Raw genomic sequence first — 16280 nt, forward strand, 5'->3', positions numbered from 1 at the left:
GGACTCCCTGTTATACTGACAGGGAGCTTATTTGTCGAGGAGGGGAAAGAATGGAGCGATTGGCAGACACGTATCGTCAGACGAACGTTCAATTGAGCGGTCACGGCAAACGGGAAGCCGGGGTATTGAAACGCGCATTTGAGCATGTGCGTGAAGATGAGCCGAGTGATCAGTATGGACAGGGGAAAACGATTCGACAGTTCGAAGAGAAGATGGCACAGGTTCTTGGGAAAGAGTCGGCAGTATTCTTTCCAAGCGGTACGATGGCACAGCAGATTGCGCTACGCATTTGGTGTGATGAGACAGGGAAGAAAAAGGTCGCATATCACCCGCTGTGCCACCTTGAAATTCATGAGCAGGATGGTTTAAAAGAGTTGCATCACATCGAACCGATTTTAGTGGGGGACGAAAACCGATTGATGACGCTCGAAGAGATTCAAGCGTTATCGGACATCGCGTGTCTGTTGCTCGAACTGCCACAACGAGAAATCGGTGGGGAATTGCCGACGTTCGAGGAACTTGTGGCAATTCATGAACACTGTCGTGAGAAAGGGATTCATCTACATCTGGATGGTGCACGACTGTTCGAATCGCTTCCGTATTATGAAAAAGAGGCTTCTGAGATTTGTGCGCTCTTTGATAGCGTATACGTCTCGTTTTATAAAGGAATCGGTGGCATTGCCGGCGCCATCCTTGCTGGACCGAAGGCATTTTGTGACATGTCGAAAGTATGGAAGCGACGCTACGGTGGTGACTTGATCAGCTTATATCCATACATCCTGTCCGCGGATTATTATTATGAGCTACGAAAAGACAAGATGGCCGAGTATCGAAACGAGGCCGTCCGCTTAGCAGCACGCTTCAATGAACTCGATGGCGTGTGGACGACTCCACGCATCCCGGTCACGAATATGTTCCATCTTCATTTTCAAGGGGAGAAGGAAGAGCTTGGTGAGAAGATTGCGCGCATCCAAGAAGAAACAGGAGTAGGCATTACGGGGTATCTTGTTGAAAAAGACGGACACTGTTCAACCGAAGTAAGCATCGGAGATACGTTTGAACGGATTACGCGAGAACAGCTTGATGGATTGTTTCGGCAGTTCAGATGAATCAAAACATGCACCATTCCTTTTCGGGAACGGTGCATGTTTTTTACTGGCTTACAATCGCTTCGAGACGATCGAGTTGGGAAGTGAACCCTTCGACAGCGCCCATTTCGACGACTTGTTGGAGAGCCTCTTCATTCGTGAATTCGGAGCGACTAATGAATAACGTGCCTTCCGATGTATCGAGAAATTCATTTGTGATCGTCATGACAGGCAAGTCCGGATTGACGTGTCCGTCCGCATCCGAGAATGCATCCGTATAGACGATTTGGGAGTATGGATCGATGTCGATAAAGGTTGATTTGCCCCATGATTCCATACCATAAAAGTCACCTTGTTCTTTGTCGACACAAGTCATGCAATAATGCCAAATCCCCCCCGGTTTGAAGTCGAAGCTGTATACTTTCGTCTCCCATCCGGACGGTCCCCACCATTTCTCTAAATGTGCAGGTGTCGAGAATGCTTCAAATACAAGTTGGCGTGGTGCCTTGAACAGACGTTCCATAATCAATGTCGTGCCCTCTATATGTGATTTGACCGTACTCATGATCCATTCTCCTCTCGCTGTGACTCCGCTAAAAACGTCTCCAATCGATCGAGTCGCTCTGTTTCCCGAGCCATATAGGTCCGCCAAGCATCTAATGGTTCGAGTGCTTGAGACTTGAGTGCATAACGTCTTCGATTGGCATCAATGGTTACTGTGACGAGACCTGCATCATACAGAATTCGCAAGTGCTTCGATGTCTGCGGTTGACTGATCCCAAGCTGATTTGCCATCATTCCGACCGTCCACTCTTGTTTCCGTAACAATTCGATCATCCGCAACCGGTTCGGGTCGGCTAACGCATGAAACAAAGAAGCCAATCTCTCTTCCATTTTTCGTCACCGTCCTCTTGCTTTTAATATTCCTAATTAGGAATATTCCGTAACAGGAATACTCAATATTTAAACAATAAATCAAGTAGCATCTCACCAATCGGTCGTTCTTTTCCTTCATAAGGAAAAGCGTGGATATGGATGGCGGGATTAAAATTCAATTCGATGATACCGTATTCGATTTGCGCATCATCGAGAGAGGGAATCATCATATCGACACCACAGATGGTTGCCCCGACTGACTTAGCGGCATCGACAGCAATACGCTTATAGATGTCAGAAATTTGATCCGTATAGTCGATACTATCTCCGCCGGTACTGATATTAGAGTTTTCGCGTAAGAAGACACGCTCATCGAGAGCGGGAATACTATCGGGTGTCTTGCCTTGAGCACGTAAAAATGAGATGACGACCTCGTCGATTTCGATTTTCTCGAGCGGTGTCTTGTATCCTTTTCCGCGTAACGGGTCTTCATTTTTTGTCGCAACGAGTTGACGGATCGAAGAGGTGCCATCTCCAGTGACGTTCGCCGGGACACGATGGAGGATGCCCGCGACGTCATCTCCGATGACGAGGAAGCGATATTCTTTTCCGGGTAAGAATGTCTCAAGTAAAACGACATCATCAAACGTTTTCGCATACTGAAATGCAGACCGTGCTTCCTCATACGTCGCTCCGTCTTTAAAAATGTGAATACCGACTCCGAAGTTTGTGGACTTTGGTTTTAAGACGATGGGTTGTTTTGAAAATGAATGCCATGCCTGACGTAAATCTGATTCATCTTGAAGTTCTACCCCTTCAGGGACACGAATGCCATGCTCTGCGAGTACAAACTTTGTCACCGTTTTATTCTCCATCATTAAGACGGAAACATAATTGTCTTTTGATGTTTTCGTTGCCTGTTTGACGTATTCTTCGTGTTTGCCGTTTCGAATCCGAATGAACTGGTCGGAACGATCGATGACATCGACACGATAACCACGTTTAATTGCGGATTTCATTAAGATTTGAGTAGACAGTTCCAGGTCGGCATAACCGTGGATGCGAAAACGATTTGCATAGGCGTCCTCATAAAAGTGTTCTGCTTGGGCGAGGGACCATGCGTGATAACCCGTCTCGGTCATAATCGTCTTTAATCGGGAAGCGTACGTCCGGTCCACGTGATCAATTTTTTCGCGTATAGCTGGAAAGACATCTTCGAAGCCGAGGTCATACTGTGTGTTGAACGAATCGATGGCGTCGAGAAGTTCTGTCGCGTACGTGTGTAAAGGTATGGCGTAACCATCTCGAGTCAATATGCTTGCGGGAGACATGCCTTCTTTGGCGACACGTTGTTGATTATTGTACGCTTCAGCTTGCCAATCGACATGAGATGTCTCCTTAGTAAAGGTCAAGTACAACAAAAACAGATGAAGGAACCGTAAATCTGAACGAGCAATTCCGGTCTTTTCAAACGGATTCAAATCGATATTGCGAATTTCAATGTAATCGATACCGTGTGCCTCGAGTTGATTTAAGTCGTTACCACCTTTCGATGTTTTCAATCGGATGGGGGAGTAGAGTTCGTTCGGATTGGCAATCTCGCCTTTGGCAATGAACCGTTTTACATCGTCTATATAACTTGAGAGTGTCGCATAATTTGGATAAAGCGGTTCAACATTCGTGTACCCACAGTCGCTATTCCGATAGGACAATGCTTGTTTATTTGAAAAAGTGTCTACATGGAGCGCTTGCATCTGGCTGACACATCGTTCTTCATAACTCGCATGTACGGCTGGGGTAGCACCGAGCAAATAGACGATGAGCCAACGCATTCGTAAATATTGACGAACTAACTTCAAATATAGGTGATCTTTGAAGTGTCGATTTTGTTCAGGGGATCCTTCGTATAATGCGGATAACATCTCATCGGAAAATGAAAAGTTGAAATGGATTCCAGAAATGAGTTGTTTTTTCGCACCATATTTTTGGAGCAGATGCTCACGATAACGGCTAGCCTCTATTCCGGACACACCAAAATCAGCGAGTGGAATCGTACCACCTTCCGGCAAGGCACATGGCATCGATTGTGGCCAAAGGCGTTCATCGCCTATGTTGAGCGCCGTAATATCGTAAAGCGTTTCTAAGAAATGATGTGCCGCCTCAATCGTTGGAAACGTCGGGGTGACAAGCTCAATTTGACTTTCAGAAAAGTCGGTCGTGATATATGGATGTGTCGCTTTATGACCGAGTGCTTTTGGATGCTTCGTAACAGCTAGTGTGCCTTCTGACGTGACTCGTAACATTTCTCGCTCGATGGCAAATTTTCCACTTGTGATGAGATGGTGGGGTAGTTGATTAAACTGCTTTTGCAAGGGAAATCACTTCCTTTTTCGTTAGTCGGACAAAGAGGGCGGAGACAAGCCCTTTTGTGATACTTGAGATGGCGATACTCCACCAGATGGCATCGATTCCGAGATAAGGCTCAAGAACAAATGCGAGCGGGATACGGGCCACTGTGAAAATAATCGAGATGGTCGCGGGGATTTTCGGTAATCCGAGTCCTGAGAAGTATCCGTTTCCGATCATTTCAATCGATGAGAAGACGAGCGAAATGCCAATAATTCGCAAGTAGCTCGCCCCAATTTCGATGGTTCGAACGTCATCGACGAATAGACCAATGAGTAAATCTGGGACGATTAAAAATAACAACATGATGAATCCTGTGTAAACCATCCCGAGTCGGGTCGTTACCCGGTAACCTTCATGAACACGATCTACTTTTCGTGCCCCGAGGTTTTGACCGGTATAGCTAGCCATTGCTCCGTTCAAGCCACCAATCATCATGTAGGCAATCGATTCGATTTGAAGTCCGATGCGCTGTGCCGCAATCGCTTCCGTCCCGTATGAGCCAATCATGCGGGCAAGAAAAATACTGATTACCGTGAACAAAATCCGTTGGGTTGCCATCGGAAAACCAAGACGGATGATTTCTTTATAGTCAGCTCGAGTCGGCTGAACGACTTCATCCCAATTGAATAATGTACGAGCGCGGTGCCAAAACAATCCGAACATCATGACGTTGGCGACAAGTGTTGCAAGGGCAGCCCCGATCACACCGAGTTGGAATGGATAAATGAAAATCGGGGAGAGAATCATATTGAGGATGACACCTGTCGCATTGATTCGCATCGCTGTTGTCGTATTGCCATATGCACTGAATAGACGAGCAAACAGCAAATTAAAGAAAGAAAAGATGAGCATCGGCGCGCTGACGAACAAATATTCATACGCAAGCTGCTCCACAGCGGGGGCACCCATATTCAAAAAGCCGATGAATGTATGACCGAACATAATTAGTAGAGAGGCGTACGAAAGACCGAGTGTTAGATTCAGACGCCTGCTGGCCCAGACATGACGCTGAACCGAATTGAGGTCACGTCTCCCGACAGCTTGTGATACTTTGATGCCGGCGCCAACGACAATCAACGATTGAATCGCCTGTCCGAGCATGATATAAAAACTAGCTGCACCGATACTTGCCACAGCATCGCTCCCGAGCGCACCGACCCAAAACATGTCGACGAGACTATACGTAAATTGTAATAACGAGCTACCGACGAGCGGAAGGGCAAGAGCCAGAATGACGCGTTGCACGTTTCCAATCGTCAAATCGACAGTTTTCACAAAGCAAGACTCCTTACATTCTTTATATAACCATTTAGTTATATATAAGCACGGTATAATAGAATTGGCAATCATGATAGCCGAATCGATGAAAAATGGACACAAAAAAAGGAATTCGTGATGAATTCCTTAATGTCGATAACCGCGAATCCAAGTCGTCATGTAGACGAGTGTCGCGATGATGAGCGTTGAAGCGAGTGCATAGATCGGATAGGCGGGAAGTGTATCTTCAAACAACGGATAGAACATAAACGACCCCATAAAAATAGGAACGGAGATGCCGAACGAGATGTATGCCGCTTTTGTCGATTTCACTGTGATGATTTGTTCACGCTCATCGACTTCACTAAATTCAGTCATGCGGACAGACCATTGAGTGAAGCTCAACTGCTTGTTCGGCCGGGAGTTAAACGAATAGACTGTCCAAACAATGCCAAAAACAACAAGTAAAAGTAGGGGAAGCAGATTGAATTCAACTAAGAATCGGTCAGACTCGCTGACGGTCTTCGACACATCGGATAAAAATGAGCTGAATAGAAATGCCATCAGGACATACAGGATGATGCTGGAAATAGACTGAACGACAACGTGTTTCATTTTCTTTCCTCCTCGATTGTGAATATAGATTCGACCGGTTCCTCGAACACCCGTGCGATGTGCATCGCCAGCATGAGTGACGGTGTGTAGCTGCCTTTCTCGAGCGAGATGATCGTCTGTCTCGTCACACCGACCTTTTCGGCCAGGTCGCCTTGGGTTAACTGGTGCCGGGCACGCAGTTCTTTCACGCGGTTGACTAATGGCATCGTGCCACCTCATTTCTAGTTTCTACCACTAGTGTAAAACAAACTTTACATAATGTAAAGAGGACTTTACTCATTTGGGGATGATACAATAACGATATAGTCGAAAGGGGAGATGAGGGATGAAGGTGATTAGTGGACAACATCACGTGTCAGCGATGACCGGGGATGCTAAGAAGAACTTGCGATTCTACACGGAAATACTAGGGATGCGGCTCGTCAAAAAGACGGTTAACCAGGATGACCCATCGATGTATCACTTGTTTTATGCAGACGAGACGGGTACACCTGGAACCGATTTGACGTTCTTTGAGTTACCGTTTCTCGGACAGACGTATCGAGGGTCAAGCAGTATTTCCCGGACAGCACTCAGGGTGCCGGATGGAGCGCTCGCGTACTGGCAGGAGCGTTTTGACGCGTTCGATGTATCTTACGGAGAAATCGAGTCGGTTTTAGGAAGGGCAACCCTTTCGTTCGAAGATCATGAGGGTCAACGTCTCTGTCTTGTAGAAGGAGGGAGCGGGACACCTTGGAGCAAAGGTCCAGTGCCAACGGACCTCGGCATCTTCGGTCTCGGGTTTAGTGAGTGGACGGTACGGCGGATTGACAAGACGGCACGGGTGCTGACAGAAGTGCTTGGCTATCGATATGTAACGACATTTGAACGGGATGGTCATGACGTGCGTGTCTTTGAGACGGGTGAGGGTGGTGTGGCGACAGAGATCCATCTCATCGATCGGCCGGATTTGCCATCGGAACGACCAGGGCGAGGAAGTGTGCATCATGTGGCGATTCGAGTGGAACAATCAGACGATATGACGAAATGGATTGAGAAGCTTGACGCACATGGGATCAGCCACTCTGGTCTCATTGACCGCTATTATTTCCAGTCGATTTACTTCCGCGAACCGAGCGGAATCTTAGTGGAACTGGCAACAGATGAACCGGGATTTGCGACGGATGAATCGCTTGAGACACTCGGAGAGCGATTGGCCTTGCCGCCATTTCTTGAGTCGAGACGAGTGGAAATCGAATCGAGACTAAAGAAGCTATAGTCGAGTGAACATTCATAACTGTCATGAGGTGAATGAATTGGAGACGCAGGCAGTCAATCTTGTAATTGCCAGATTACTAGGTAAAATTATCGAGCAATATCCCCCTCATCAATGGATAAAAACAGAAGAGGCATTTCCGCATCCTTATCAGTTCAATAAAGTGAGTTATGACTATTCTGGTGAGGTTGAACCGATGACGCTGGAAACATTTCAAGACTTGGTTAACAAGCTCGGAAATAACCATGGGTACTCATCCAAATTCGAAGAGTTGCTACACAATATTTATATCAATCAATGGGTGCCAACATTCACATCAAATTTCGGTAAGCATTGGCAATGCTACCATGACTTATTGTTTGATGCGTATAACGATTGGAAATATACACATTTTGAATTGTATGATGAAGATGGAAATGAACTCGATGAAGAGTTAGAAAATAACCTGAATGAATGTTTTGAAGATTTCATTCATCAGACGTCCCCAGAACTATATGTGAAGAAAATGATAAAACTTTGGTGGCGATGATTCCTAAAAGCAGAGACATACAAAAACCCGACGATTTTTTCAGTCCGTCGGGTTTTGTGCGCCTAGGAGTAGGGCAAGTTCGTTCGTTCGGTTGACGACGAGATCCGCAATCGTGTAACGATCGAGTACATGAAGAAACGCCAACATGGCTTCATTCAAAACTCCTCGTAAATCACAGGCAGGTGCGATGACGCATCGGCCTTCCCCGAAGCATTCCACGAGTTCGAAGGGTTCCATCGTCCGAACGACTTCCCCTACATTGATGTCATCCATCGGTCGTGCGAGTCGAAAGCCGCCGCCTCGACCACGCACCGATTCCAAATAACCATATTTCCCAAGCTCATATACGACCTTCATGACATGGTTTTTGGAGATGTTATATTGGTCTGCCACTTCTTGAATCGTGACGAGCCGATGTGAAAACGTAGCGCTATACATCAATGTTCGCAGTGCGTAGTCACATGTTTGCGTGAGTCTCATCCATCATCACCTCTCGTTTCATTGTACAAGACAATCCCAAAAAGTGCGATTCGAACAAATGTGAAAGGGTAATGGCGAAAATAAGTCAGAAACGTGAAATCTACTTTAAACAAGTATTTAATATATTGCTTTAAAGTGACTTGTCTCACATAATGAACGTGTACAAAACAAAAGGGGGAAATTCACATGTTAGATCAACAAACGATTGAGATTATAAAGGCGACGGCACCAGTTTTGAAAGAACATGGTGTGACGATCACGAAGCATTTTTATCAACGAATGTTTGAACAAAATCCAGAAGTTCGTCACTTCTTCAACCATACGAATCAAAAGCGAGGACGTCAGCCAGAAGCACTCGCGAACGCGGTTTATGCGGCTGCCCTTCATATCGACCGACTCGAAGCGATTCTTCCTGCCATCCAACCAGCACTTCATAAACATAAAAGTTTGAACATCCGACCGGAGCATTATCCGATTGTCGGTGAGAACTTGCTTGCGGCGATTCAAGACGTACTCGGTGAAGCTGCAACACCTGACATCATCGATGCATGGGCAAAAGCTTACGGTGTGATTGCCGATGTCTTCATCTCACTCGAGAAAAAAATGTATGATGACGCGCCATGGGTCGGATTCAAACCGTTCGTCATCGAAGAAATCATAGTAGATACACCTGAAGTGAAACGATTCCGTCTCGTCGCGAAAGATGGAGTTATTGGCACAGCCATCCCAGGACAATACGTCTCGGTTCAAGCGCGCATTGCGGGAGAGGACATCCTACATCACCGTCAATATAGTGTCATCGAGACGACAGAAGACGGCTACTGGATTGCGCCGAAAGCGGAGGGACTCGTCTCAAACTGGCTCCATGAACAGACGGTCGGAACAGAAGTCCCGATGAGCGCACCAGCAGGAGAATTTATCCTTGAAACGTCTGATCGTCCGCTCACACTCATCGCGGGAGGAATCGGGATCACGCCCCTCTTCAACATGGCGAAGACGGCACTCGAACAAGGACGTCCTGTCACGTTATTGCACGCAGTTCGGAGTATGGACCTTCGTCCGCTCGGAGACGAACTCGATGAACTCGTGAATCAAGGGCTTAAACTCATCACACACGTGGATGACGTATCGGGTTGCATGAATAAGTCACACCTTGAAGCACTTGATGTGGAAGGGCATGATGTTTATACGTGCGGACCGAGTGCGATGATGGAGACGGTTGTACGTGTGATTCCACAGGCACGATATGAATTTTTCGGACCGTCTGGAGTTCTTGCGACCAACTAAAAAAGACGACTGGAAAAAGTCGTCCTGATGCACAATATAGGTTATTCCGTGAGTTCACTTGAATGTATGACTTGTTTGTTGGCATCCAATGTTTCAAGTGACCACGAACCATCTGACGGTCGTGATGTTTCAATGACATATGTCATGGTGTAGCTTTCAATTTCGGGATCGTTGACAAGAAAATCTTTTGAGACATCGTCACCGTTTAACCGTAAATAGACGACATCTTCCGGTCGCTCTTTAAGGTGAACACCGATGTACTCCATGTCTTCAACTCGAAGGATGACGAAATCAAAAGGCTGATTCGGCTCTGTTTGTTTCGTGACAGACCCTAAGTTCCCTGTTTCGACATCAATCTCAGCTAGACCGATGACGGAGCGGTCTTCATTTGTGTAAAAAGAGAGAACGGACTGTTCCATATTATGAATTTCAAACGTATACCAATTGTTCGTCGTCATATAACGATTCATTTCTTTTTCGGCATTTTCGTATGACTTGTCAGTCTGAATGTTAGTGTAGGTGTAAAGTCCGACACCGACTGCGATGGCTACGATGATGAGACCGGAAACGATTGTGAGTAAGATGATTCGCTTCGACATGATTGTTCCTCCTGACTTTTATAAATACGAACACCCCATGCTTCGCCAATGCGTACATGGGGTGTTTGAATTAGTACGTCAAGCTCGCGGCGACGATGATGCCGACGACGAGTGATGCGGCGAACAAGCTGAAACCGATAGCCATGTTGCCGTTCTCGACTTCTTTTTCTAAGTTCACGCCTGGTGTAAGGACGTATTCGAACGTCCAGAACGCCAATACTTGGGCGGCGATCCCGACGAGTCCCCAGATGAATGCATCGAGCAAGTTGACGCTGTTCGCCCAGACTGTATAAATGACGATGGCAAGTCCGAGCGCTTTCCCCCAGAGTTTCAAGGCGACGGCCATGTTGCCTTCTTTGATTAACTTACGTTCTGAATATTTGGTCGTCAGGGCGAAGATGATGAGTCCCGCGAGAATGAGACCGAATCCTGTCCCGAGGTGGGCGAGGAAGCTTAAGATTGAATCGAGTGTGATGAATGTCATGAGTTCGTCTCCTTTTGTGTAGGTGTGCCAACGGCTAAGTAGTAAGATTGGTTGTTTGTGATCATGCTGCCGGCGCGAACGCCGAGTGCGGACGGGTGTCCATTCAAACAGAAACATCCGATCATGTAATGTGTCTCGACGCGACCCTTGACGGTCGTCGTCATCCGTTTCGGAAGTTCGATGAACTGTTGGTACACAGCCGTCTCTTCCGCATACGTTTGTAATGTTTCCCGGTGAAACGGTTGGCCATCTTTCGTATACAAGATGACGGAGTCTCCTTCACGTCCGAACGCCGGTTTTTTGACATAGTCCGATTCGCCGAGAAACGGTGTCTCATCTAAGTAAGTCGGTAAAAAATAGGTGTCGATGATGTCGCGCTCGGTTTCATCGAACAATGTCTCGGTCTCATACAATTCCCAAATGAGGGCTTGTACGCCTTTTGATTGCATGAGGAATGCCGAGAGCGGGTTGAGCAATGACACATGCTTGTGCAGGTTCAGTTCAAGTAACCGAATGCCGATCAAGTCTCCGTCTGGAGCCCGGTCGTCCACAAGATGCTCGATCGGATATGTTTGACGATACAAGATGTCGATTCGTTCGCCCGATGGTGTGTAGACACCGTCTTCGTCGACGAGTAAAGTGTGCAAGGGTACGAATTCAGACGGTAAATCGAGCGTCTCTTGCAGAAAGCGCGCCGTCCACTTGTCTTCGATGTTGTCGCCATGTGCCGTAAAGACGATTTTCGGTGTGCCTTCTCGTTTGAGTCGATTCCACGCGGCGACGATGGCCTTGCGCAGTTCGGTTTTTAGTTGAGCGGTGGCTTCTCTGTTCGGGTCAAGGAGACCAAACTCGGAAGCGACCACGCCGTTCACGTCAAAGAGCTCCTTAATAAAGGTCGGCGTATCTGCATTGAACTCCATCAATTTGAGTTGACCGTCTTTCATGATCCAATCGTAACGACCGATGATCGTCTCCTGCGGCATCGTCTTCTCCCGTAAGAACGGCAGACTCGCCTCAGGGTAACCAAGCAGTAAGAGCGTCTCGTCAGGCAGGGTGCGTAACAATTGATTCGTCTTCCGAAAAATCGAGTCAACCGCCTCGGTTGCCTCTCGGACAGAGGCAACCTGCGAGGCGGTCATCTCAAAACAATCATATAAGGCATATTCTTCATCGTTTAAATCGGGCCAAAAATAAGGGATTTGACTGTAAAGTTCGTCACGTGTCATCCGCCGAATCCACCTTTAGAGCCACTGCCGAGTCCAGATTTTGACGATCCTGATTTTGAGCCGTTCGATACGGAACCGGTCGCGCCACCGTTCGACTTGTAGGATTTGTAGGTAGAAGAATTTTTTAGTGCACTTTTCGAGCGGAACAGGTTCCCGAGTAAGAAATAACTACCATAATGAGGGGAACGATCGTCGTCACAATAATACGACTCGGTCACGTCATCCCAGTCCCAGTCATCACATTCGTAGCCTGTCGGTTCTTCCGGGAGTGCCGCCTCTTCATATTCATCCCCACCGCACGCGGCAAGGGAAGTGGTCAATACCGCAACGGATAGTCCGCTTAAAATTTTCTTGCTTGTCTTCATGTTGATTCCTCCAATTCATAACCAGTCGGTGTGACGTAGATAACATACACACCACGATCTTCATCTGTTTCTGCTGAATCGCGTTCATATTCTTTGCCGGCGACATATAAATACTGGCTCCCGAGCATAGCGAGCGCATCGAGGTGACGGTCGACGTAATAGGCCTCGAGTAACGGGTTGTCAAAACGGTCGTCAAGTGTACGAATCTCGACCTTGATCTCACTCGTTTCGTGTTTGTCGATCAGTCCTTCTGTGTAACGGTCGACATAAATCAAGAAGTATTGATCACCTTCTAAGGCGGATGAGCGTTGTTTATAGGTCATGCCGTCTTTGACGAAAAACTCACATTCACGACGAGCTAGCACTTCGTCTAAGCCGAGAGACGTGTAATGGTATAGTGGTTCGAACGATAATTCATTTTTATAGAGACGATACTCTAAGACGATGGAGTTCATAAGTCAGTCCTTCCTTTTTTCTTCTTATACGGAATCACCATCAAAATGGTTTCGTGAATCTTTTTGTGGTTACGTTTAGTATATAAGAGAGAAGGAGGGGGAAACAGTGCATATCTTATTTCGTGTGTGGAAAGGGTTAGCGAAATTATCATTTTTGAATGTCGTCTTAGCTTCGATTGGCATCATTATCTTAGGAACCGTGCTCGGTTATGTTTTAGAACCAGAGACATTCAGATCATTGTTTGATTCGTTCTGGTGGACGATGACGACATTGACGACCGTCGGATACGGGGACTTTTATCCATCCTCCGTGGCAGGGCGATGGCTCGGGATATTCTTATTCCTATTCGGGATTGGGATTATCGGGGCGTTGATTGGAAAATTGGTTGAAATCGGTGCGACGTTTCAACGGCTAAAACGGGAGGGAAGACTAGTGTATCGTGGAGAAGGACATTATGTGTATATCGGGTGGTCCCCGAAGACGAAGAAAGCAATCGATGAAGTGCTTAACTACGAACCGAAAGCAGAGATCGTATTGATTGATCAGTTAGTTGAGGAACCGTACGTGCACGATCAAGTTCACTTCGTATCAGGCGATGCTTCGGATGAAGCGGTATTGCTGCAAGCAAACGTCTTGAAGGCGCGACGCGTCGCGATTTTTGCGGATGCCCGTATCACGGAGACGTTACTCGCCGATGGGAAGTCGTTATTGATCGCGTCAGCGGTCGAGGCACTCTCTTCTGAGTATCAGGTGGACTTGCACACGGTCGTCGAAGTGTGTGAAGAAAGAAATATCTCGAAATTCAAACACGTCCGCGTCGACGATTTTATTTTAGCGAACGACTCGGTCTCCCTCTTGATGGCAAAAGCGACGTTACAACCTGGAACGACAGCAATTTTCCGTCAGTTGCTGAGCAAACAGTCAGGTGGGAACATTCAAGCGTTGAAACCAAAAGTCGAGTGGCAGAATGTTCGACAAGCAAATACAGCGTTACTTGAATCAGGGGTGACACTCATCGCGGTCAATGACCGCTTGGATGTGGCGACGATGCTCGATTTGCCGCTTCAGGAAACAGACATGTTATATGTCGTCTGTCATGACGATGTATTTGAACGATTATCGTAAGGAGTGAAACCATGCATAACGGAACGTTTATCCGAAAGATGACACGCATGCAAAACGTGCAACGATGGGACGAATATGCCCCCCATTATCATGATAATGCAGCGAGTCACAGCTTTCGTGTCGCGGTCTTCAGCTTGATCGCGGCTTATGTGGAAAAAGAGAACGGGCGTGAAGTCGACTTGCTCGATTTGCTCGGGAAAGCCATTTTCCACGATATGAATGAAGTACAAACGGGTCCGATCATGCACCGGACGAAAAAAGAACCGACCTTGATCGGTCACATCGAGCGTATGGAACGAACAGCGAGTCTCGGTCTTGTCGAGCTGCTGTCGCAATCATTACGTCCTCACTTTCATCGTTTCGTGGTGGAAGCGGAAGATGATTCGTTCGAAGGTCGAATCGTGGACGGGATTGATTCGTTCGATGCGATGTTGTTCGTGCGACGAGAAGTCGCGCACGGCTCTCCGCACTTTGATGACAAACTAGAAGAGATGAAAGCCGCACTCCGACATCATCCGATTGATTCGGTTCGCTGGCTGTTCGACCAGGTCGAGGCAGAAACGGATGTGTTGCGATTCATCGAGAACGTCATGCGGATGGATAGTGTCCGTCGCTGGAAAGGTCGCTTTAACACGATTGACGACAACGATGCGATTCATGGTTTCCGGGCTGCCGCGCTCGGTATGTTCAGTGGGCTCTTAGAGCGTGAGAAGTACGACGTCGATGTCGATGTCGCCGAACTCGTGGCTCGTCTTCTCTGTCACGATTTAGTTGAAGGGGTGACCGGAGACGTGCTCGGTCCAGTCAAACATTCGACGCAAGAGACGGGGGCTGCGTTTGAGGCATACGAGCGAGCGGAAAGTGAACGTCTGCTTGGACTGTTGCCTGAGTATATGCAACCGGCGTTCCGTCGATATATGGCTGACTCGAAAGACGATACGTATGAGGGAATGCTCGTCGATATGATGGACAAGCTTGATGCGCTCATCAAGATGAACATGGAGCGGAAGATGAACGGGGCCGAGTATGAGGTCACGTATCGCGAGCAGCTCCGTAAAGTCCAGATGCGATATGAGAATCCAAGCATGATTTTCTTCCTGGCGTATATCTTGCATGATTTAGACTATGTCACTAGTTAAAACCGTTTATCTTGAAGTCGCATACCTAAAAGGGTGCGGCTTTTTTTATATCATTTATTGACATATATCATTTAACGATATATATTGAGTGTAAGAAATATATCATTCAATGATATAGGAGGTGGAAAGATGCCGCGAACGGACTCATTAGAGTTAGGGGAACTGACGGATAGTATGTTTTATATCCTGTTGGCGCTCACGACGCCACGTCATGGCTATTTAGTCATGCAATTTGTCGAAGAGACCACGCGAGGGCGAATGCAAATTGGTCCGGCTTCGATGTATACGATTATCAAAAAGTTGTTGAACGCCGAACTGATTGAACCGATGGATGGGGACGGAAAGAAAAAGAACTATCGAATCACGAATAAAGGCCGCTCGATTTTAACGGATGATGTGAAGAGACGACAGGCGATGGTCGAAGATGCCTGTGCCATTTTGGATATGGAGGGATCAAGATGAGACAAAAGTATATGTCGAGCTGGGGATTGGCGTTTGCTGAAGAGCGTGAGATGCGGAAACTAGAACGAATGGCGGCCAAGGGATGGCATTTGAAGAAGTTTGCCCCGCTAGGATACACGCTCGTTGAAGGGGAACCGGAAGACGTTCAGTATAGTTTGGACTATCGTACTCGTCCAGACGAAGACTACTTTGACCTGTTTGCGTCGAGCGGGTGGGAACATGTCACATCAACCGGGGATGAGATTCATATTTTCAAAGGAAATCGAGATGCCAAGCCGATTTACTCGGATGTCGAAACAACAGAGGAAAAATATCATGACATGGAGCGTCAGATGGGAAGGGCTGCGCTCATCCTAGGTATTTTATGGATTGCCCTCTTTTCGTTGTTTCAGTTTGATTGGCCAACCGTTGTCGAGACAATATTGATTGGGATTCAACTACTCGTGACGATCGGTCTCGTGTTTACAGGACTTCCGTACATCGGCTACCGTTTCAAACGCAAACGAATTAGCCGGGAAGGATGACTAGGCGGATGGCACAAGCCATCCGTCTTTGTTTCGTTCGACTGAACTATTCGAATGAGAAATAGTTAGGGAGAGAGAACTGTTTTTTAGTCTCTATCTATGCA

Annotated in this window: 20 protein-coding genes; 8 read left to right on the forward strand and 12 right to left on the reverse strand. The window is 47.1% G+C overall.

Going from position 1 to position 16280, the window contains the following annotated elements; translation table 11 throughout:
• The first annotated feature begins 50 nt into the window (after positions 1-50).
• On the forward strand, positions 51-1109 hold the full coding sequence (locus tag KNO68_RS11895) for a threonine aldolase family protein (RefSeq protein WP_215112544.1): 1059 nt from the start codon (positions 51-53) through the stop codon (positions 1107-1109).
• A gap of 43 nt (positions 1110-1152) precedes the next feature.
• Here the strand turns inward: KNO68_RS11895 and KNO68_RS11900 are convergent, their stop codons facing one another.
• From KNO68_RS11900 to KNO68_RS11925, 6 genes are all read right to left on the reverse strand, one after another.
• Positions 1153-1653 carry an SRPBCC family protein gene (locus KNO68_RS11900; protein ID WP_214758102.1) on the reverse strand — a complete coding sequence of 167 codons (501 nt, stop codon included), beginning with the start codon at positions 1651-1653 and terminating at the stop codon, positions 1153-1155.
• Positions 1650-1982: an ArsR/SmtB family transcription factor gene (locus tag KNO68_RS11905; RefSeq protein WP_214685342.1), complete on the reverse strand. Its 333-nt coding sequence runs from the start codon at positions 1980-1982 to the stop codon at positions 1650-1652. The genes KNO68_RS11900 and KNO68_RS11905 overlap by 4 nt, the downstream gene beginning before the upstream one ends.
• Positions 1983-2044: 62 nt before the next feature.
• Complete coding sequence (gshAB, locus tag KNO68_RS11910; RefSeq protein WP_214685344.1) at positions 2045-4336, reverse strand: bifunctional glutamate--cysteine ligase GshA/glutathione synthetase GshB; 2292 nt, start codon at positions 4334-4336, stop codon at positions 2045-2047.
• Positions 4320-5648: an MATE family efflux transporter gene (locus KNO68_RS11915; RefSeq protein WP_215112545.1), complete on the reverse strand. Its 1329-nt coding sequence runs from the start codon at positions 5646-5648 to the stop codon at positions 4320-4322. The genes gshAB and KNO68_RS11915 overlap by 17 nt, the downstream gene beginning before the upstream one ends.
• A 129-nt stretch (positions 5649-5777) precedes the next feature.
• Complete coding sequence (locus tag KNO68_RS11920; RefSeq protein WP_214685348.1) at positions 5778-6245, reverse strand: hypothetical protein; 468 nt, start codon at positions 6243-6245, stop codon at positions 5778-5780.
• Positions 6242-6451 carry a helix-turn-helix transcriptional regulator gene (locus KNO68_RS11925; protein ID WP_074035697.1) on the reverse strand — a complete coding sequence of 70 codons (210 nt, stop codon included), beginning with the start codon at positions 6449-6451 and terminating at the stop codon, positions 6242-6244. The genes KNO68_RS11920 and KNO68_RS11925 overlap by 4 nt, the downstream gene beginning before the upstream one ends.
• A 119-nt stretch (positions 6452-6570) precedes the next feature.
• On the opposite strand from KNO68_RS11925, the gene KNO68_RS11930 reads away from it, so the two are divergent.
• Positions 6571-7503 (forward strand): ring-cleaving dioxygenase, encoded by a 933-nt coding sequence (locus tag KNO68_RS11930; RefSeq protein WP_214685350.1) that lies wholly within the window; start codon positions 6571-6573, stop codon positions 7501-7503.
• Between the two features lie 37 nt (positions 7504-7540).
• A complete protein-coding gene (locus KNO68_RS11935; protein ID WP_214687605.1) occupies positions 7541-8029 on the forward strand; it encodes a hypothetical protein in 489 nt (162 codons plus the stop codon).
• 39 nt (positions 8030-8068) lie between these two features.
• Here the strand turns inward: KNO68_RS11935 and KNO68_RS11940 are convergent, their stop codons facing one another.
• A complete protein-coding gene (locus KNO68_RS11940; protein WP_214685354.1) occupies positions 8069-8509 on the reverse strand; it encodes an RrF2 family transcriptional regulator in 441 nt (146 codons plus the stop codon).
• 186 nt (positions 8510-8695) lie between these two features.
• Between KNO68_RS11940 and KNO68_RS11945 the strand changes: the two genes are divergently transcribed.
• A complete protein-coding gene (locus tag KNO68_RS11945; RefSeq protein WP_214685356.1) occupies positions 8696-9796 on the forward strand; it encodes a globin domain-containing protein in 1101 nt (366 codons plus the stop codon).
• A 41-nt stretch (positions 9797-9837) separates the two neighbouring features.
• Here KNO68_RS11945 and KNO68_RS11950 read toward each other — a convergent pair whose 3' ends face one another.
• The 5 genes from KNO68_RS11950 to KNO68_RS11970 form a co-directional block, all read right to left on the reverse strand.
• Positions 9838-10395: a hypothetical protein gene (locus tag KNO68_RS11950; RefSeq protein WP_214685358.1), complete on the reverse strand. Its 558-nt coding sequence runs from the start codon at positions 10393-10395 to the stop codon at positions 9838-9840.
• Between the two features lie 70 nt (positions 10396-10465).
• Positions 10466-10879, reverse strand: coding sequence for a DUF350 domain-containing protein (locus KNO68_RS11955; protein ID WP_034770831.1), 414 nt, complete (start codon positions 10877-10879; stop codon positions 10466-10468).
• Positions 10876-12105 (reverse strand): glutathionylspermidine synthase family protein, encoded by a 1230-nt coding sequence (locus KNO68_RS11960; RefSeq protein ID WP_214685360.1) that lies wholly within the window; start codon positions 12103-12105, stop codon positions 10876-10878. Before KNO68_RS11960 ends, KNO68_RS11955 begins: the two co-directional genes overlap by 4 nt.
• Positions 12102-12470 (reverse strand): lipoprotein, encoded by a 369-nt coding sequence (locus KNO68_RS11965; RefSeq protein WP_214685362.1) that lies wholly within the window; start codon positions 12468-12470, stop codon positions 12102-12104. The genes KNO68_RS11960 and KNO68_RS11965 overlap by 4 nt, the downstream gene beginning before the upstream one ends.
• Entirely contained in the window at positions 12467-12925 is a 459-nt protein-coding gene (locus KNO68_RS11970) for a hypothetical protein (RefSeq protein ID WP_078147726.1), read from the reverse strand. Before KNO68_RS11970 ends, KNO68_RS11965 begins: the two co-directional genes overlap by 4 nt.
• 106 nt (positions 12926-13031) lie before the next feature.
• Between KNO68_RS11970 and KNO68_RS11975 the strand changes: the two genes are divergently transcribed.
• The 4 genes from KNO68_RS11975 to KNO68_RS11990 all read left to right on the forward strand — a co-directional run bounded on the left by KNO68_RS11975 (position 13032) and on the right by KNO68_RS11990 (position 16176).
• On the forward strand, positions 13032-14051 hold the full coding sequence (locus KNO68_RS11975) for an ion channel (RefSeq protein WP_078147725.1): 1020 nt from the start codon (positions 13032-13034) through the stop codon (positions 14049-14051).
• An 11-nt stretch (positions 14052-14062) separates the two neighbouring features.
• On the forward strand, positions 14063-15190 hold the full coding sequence (locus tag KNO68_RS11980) for a YfbR-like 5'-deoxynucleotidase (RefSeq protein WP_078147724.1): 1128 nt from the start codon (positions 14063-14065) through the stop codon (positions 15188-15190).
• A 129-nt stretch (positions 15191-15319) separates the two neighbouring features.
• A complete protein-coding gene (locus KNO68_RS11985; protein WP_012727454.1) occupies positions 15320-15652 on the forward strand; it encodes a PadR family transcriptional regulator in 333 nt (110 codons plus the stop codon).
• Positions 15649-16176, forward strand: a complete 528-nt coding sequence (locus tag KNO68_RS11990) for a DUF2812 domain-containing protein (RefSeq protein ID WP_078147723.1) — start codon at positions 15649-15651, stop codon at positions 16174-16176. Before KNO68_RS11985 ends, KNO68_RS11990 begins: the two co-directional genes overlap by 4 nt.
• Positions 16177-16280: the final 104 nt, after the last annotated feature.

The sequence above is a fragment of the Exiguobacterium sp. s75 genome, assembly GCF_018617145.1.
In the GTDB taxonomy this organism is placed as follows: Bacteria; Bacillota; Bacilli; order Exiguobacteriales; family Exiguobacteriaceae; genus Exiguobacterium; species Exiguobacterium profundum.